Origin of the sequence: Mesorhizobium sp. M7A.F.Ca.ET.027.03.2.1 (genome assembly GCF_003999175.1) — a bacterium.
Taxonomy (GTDB): domain Bacteria; phylum Pseudomonadota; class Alphaproteobacteria; order Rhizobiales; family Rhizobiaceae; genus Mesorhizobium.
This window is the reverse complement of record NZ_RZOM01000674.1, coordinates 1-3,420: the sequence shown is the minus strand read 5'-3', so window position 1 is coordinate 3,420 and position 3,420 is coordinate 1. Positions and strand designations below refer to the sequence as shown.

Below are 3,420 nucleotides of genomic sequence, written 5' to 3'. Positions count from 1 at the left end.
AAAGTGGAGCACGGCCATGCTGGTCGAGCAGCTGGCCGCCGGCCTCGCGCAGGATGAGGTCGGCCGCCGCGATATCCCAGTCATGCGCGTTCGGCTTGACGAAAGTGGCATCCAGCGAGCCATTGGCGATCATGGCCAGCCGATAGGCGAGCGACGGGCTGTAGGGCGCCCGCTTCAGCCGCGCCTGCCATTCGGCCGGCATCAGGTCGGTCAACTGCTTCAGCCCGGAAATCTCGGCCGTGTCCGCCAGCTTGCGAACCGCAATGCGCTTGCCGTTGCGGAAGGCGCCCTGGCCGGGCAGCGCCCAATAGGTCTCCTCCATCGCCGGGCATTCCAGCACGCCGGCCAGCGTACGGCCACGCTCGACGACGGCGACGCTGACGCACCAGGTGCGCTGGCCTTCCAGAAAACCGCGCGTGCCATCGATCGGGTCGACGACGAAGGTGCGGCGTGCCGAAAGCCGGACCGGATCGTCGACCGTCTCTTCCGACAGCCAGCCATAGTCCGGCCGCGCCGCCAGCAGCGTTTCGCGCAGATAGGCGTCGGCGGCATGGTCGGCCTCGCTGACCGGCGATGTGCCGCCCTTCATCCAGACTTGCGGGCTGTTGCCGAAGTAGCGCATGGCGATGAGCCCCGCCTCGCGGGCAGCATCGCGCAGCAGCGGCAAGTCCCCAGAGGCGCCGGAGATGGCCCCGGCTATGGTGAGGTCATGCTCCGGCAAGGGTCATGCCTTCGATCAGGAGCGTCGGCGCCGCGGTGCCGAAATTGCGGTCGAGGTCATCGGCCGGCACCATGTTGAGGAACATGGTCTTCAGGTTCGACGCGATGGTGACCTCGGCGACCGGATAGGCCAGTTCACCGTTCTCGATCCAGAAACCCGAGGCGCCACGGCTGTATTCGCCGGTGATCATGTCGACGCCCTGGCCGAACACTTCGGTGACGTAGAAGCCGGTCCTGAGCGATTTGATCAGCTCTTCCGGCGACCGCTCGCCCGGTTCGATGGCGAGATTGGTGGAGGATGGCGTCACGGAGGAGCCGCCGCGCGCGCCGCGGCCGTTGGTGACGAGGCCCAGTTCCCTTGCGGCCGAGGTCGACAGGAACCAGTGGTTGAGCACGCCCTTCTCGACCATCAGCAGCTTTTCGCCCTCGACGCCTTCGCCGTCGAACGGACGCGAGGCCTGGCCACGCCGCCTGAGCGGCTCGTCGGTGACGGTGATGGCGGACGCGGCCACCTGCCTGCCCATCATGTCGCGCAGGAACGAGGTCTTGCGCGCCACCGAGGCGCCGTTGATGGCGCCGGCAAGATGGCCGGCGATGCCGCGCGCGACGCGCGGGTCGAACACCACGTCGACCGGCCCGGTCGCTGCCTTGCGCGCGCCGATGCGGCGCACCGCGCGTTCTCCGGCCTTGCGGCCGATGTCCTCGGGCGCATCGAGATCGGCAAAGTGCTGGCGCGATGAGAATTCATAGTCGCGCTCCATGCCGGTGCCCTCGCCGGCGATGACGCTGGCCGAGCGCGAGAACCGCGAGCCGACATAGTGGCCGAGGAAGCCGTGCGAGGTGGCCAGCACCAGGCCGCCGAGGCCGGCACCGGCGCTGGCGCCGGCCGAATTGGTCACGCCCTTGACGCCAAGCGCTGCCGCCTCCGCCGCCAATGCGGCTTCCTTCAACTGGTCGGCGGACACCTCGGTGGCGTCGAACAGATCGAGATCGCGTGTCTGTTTGGCCAGCAATGCCGGGTCGGCCAACCCCTGATAGGGATCCTCAGGCGAGACTCTCGCCATGGAAACAGCGCGTTCGGCCAGCGTTTTCGGGTCGGACGCCGCTGTCGCCGAGACACTCGCCACGCGGCCGCCGACGAAAACACGCAGCGCGACATCCTCGCTCTCGGAGGCTTCGGTAGCCTCGACTTTGCCGAGACGCACCGACACGCCGGTCGAGCGGCCGCGCACGGCCACGGCGTCGGCGGCATCGGCGCCGGCCTTCTTGGCAGCCTCGACCAAGGCCGCGACGCGGTCGGTCAATTTTGCTGCGTCTGATATATCGGTCATGCCTGAAATCCTGCTGGTGCGGCCGGTGTGCGGCCGTTGCCCACCCATCTATTGTTCCGGTCCGGCTTGTGCAATGGCATAGGCTTCAATCAAAATGCAGGGTGGGCGGTTCAAAACCGCGAACCCTGTGACGCAAAATCGGTTCGCAGCCTGCACGGAGCATTTCGATGACGCCTTTCCATCTCGCCTTCCCGGTCCGTGATCTCGATGAAACCCGCGTTTTCTATGGCGAGGTGCTGGGCTGTGCGATCGGCCGTTCATCGGCGACCTGGGTCGATTTCGATCTTTACGGCCACCAGATGTCGGCGCATCTGCGTCCGCAGGCCGCACAGGCCCCCAGTGACGGCAAGGTCGACGGCATTGTCGTGCCAATCCCGCATTTCGGCGCCGTGCTCTTGATGGACGACTGGCAGCGCCTGGCGACGCGGCTGGAGGCGCGCGACGACATCGACTGGCTGGAACGGCCGATGGTGCGTTTCAAGGGCGAGCCCGGCGAACAGGCAACGCTTTTCATCCGCGACCCCTCGGGCAATGCCTTGGAATTCAAGGGCTTTCGCTCACTGGAGCAGGTTTTCGCGCACTAGCTCAGATCGAGGGCATCGGTCGATCAACGGCCGAAACGGCCCGCCGCGAAAGGTGCGAGCCGAGCCGGATCGCCGCGTCCGCCGATCAAGTCGGCGACCAGCCGCGCGGTGATCGGAGCCAGCGTCAGGCCGAGATGGCCGTGCCCGAAAGCATGAATTACCCGGGAGCTGCCGCGCGAAGCGCCGATGACCGGCCTGGAATCCGGCAGGGACGGCCGGAAGCCGAGCCATTGCGAGGCAGGCGAGCCGAGCCTGGGAAAAATTTGCCTGGCGCCACGGTCAAGCAGCGCCAGCCGGCGCGGATTTGGGGGCGCGACCAGGCCGCCGAGTTCGACGGTGCCGGCGACCCGCAAGCGGCCAGCCATCGGCGTCAGGTAGAAACCAAGATCGACGGGACAGACGGGTCGGTTGAGCAACGGCGCGTCGGTCTGGAATTCCAGATGATAGCCGCGCTCGGTCTCGAGCGGAATCCTGTCGCCGGCCTGCGCGGCCAGTGCGCGCGACCGTGCACCGGCGGCGATCACCACCGTGCCAGCCTTGATGCGAACGCCGGGTCCGCTGAGCTGGACACCGTCAGCCTCGACCTGCAGCCCGGTGATCTCAGCCTGCTTCACCGATGCACCACGGGCACTCACCGCGCCCAGCAACCGCCGCATCACCATTGCCGGATCGGTGACATTGATCGAGTCGGGAAAATACACGCCATGCGCTGCTGTCGCCGGCAGGCCCGGCTCAAGCGCCGCCACCTCTTCGGCAGTCAGCACCTCTTGGTGGATGCCAAACCC

The 3,420-nt window shown here is 67.1% G+C and carries 4 protein-coding genes; 1 reads left to right on the top strand and 3 read right to left on the bottom strand.

The window, feature by feature from the left end:
- Both EN750_RS24655 and EN750_RS24650 read right to left on the bottom strand, forming a co-directional pair.
- Positions 1 to 721 (bottom strand): 3'(2'),5'-bisphosphate nucleotidase CysQ (locus EN750_RS24655; RefSeq protein WP_145967887.1); only part of this gene is annotated, 721 nt, incomplete at its 3' end.
- Positions 708 to 2,051, bottom strand: coding sequence for a TldD/PmbA family protein (locus EN750_RS24650; RefSeq protein WP_127397994.1), 1,344 nt, complete (start codon positions 2,049 to 2,051; stop codon positions 708 to 710). The genes EN750_RS24650 and EN750_RS24655, both read right to left, overlap by 14 nt.
- A gap of 167 nt (positions 2,052 to 2,218) precedes the next feature.
- Here EN750_RS24650 and EN750_RS24645 point away from each other — a divergent pair, with 167 nt between their 5' ends.
- Positions 2,219 to 2,635, top strand: a complete 417-nt coding sequence (locus EN750_RS24645; protein ID WP_013532348.1) for a VOC family protein — start codon at positions 2,219 to 2,221, stop codon at positions 2,633 to 2,635.
- A 23-nt stretch (positions 2,636 to 2,658) separates the two neighbouring features.
- Here EN750_RS24645 and EN750_RS24640 read toward each other — a convergent pair.
- The coding region (locus tag EN750_RS24640) for an FAD-dependent oxidoreductase (RefSeq protein WP_145967886.1) at positions 2,659 to 3,420 on the bottom strand (762 nt) is incomplete at its 5' end.

Coding starts and splice junctions, on each gene's coding strand:
- EN750_RS24650 (WP_127397994.1), bottom strand. CDS start 2,051: ATGACCGATATATCAGACGCAGCAAAATTGACCGACCGCGTCGCGGCC.
- EN750_RS24645 (WP_013532348.1), top strand. CDS start 2,219: ATGACGCCTTTCCATCTCGCCTTCCCGGTCCGTGATCTCGATGAAACC.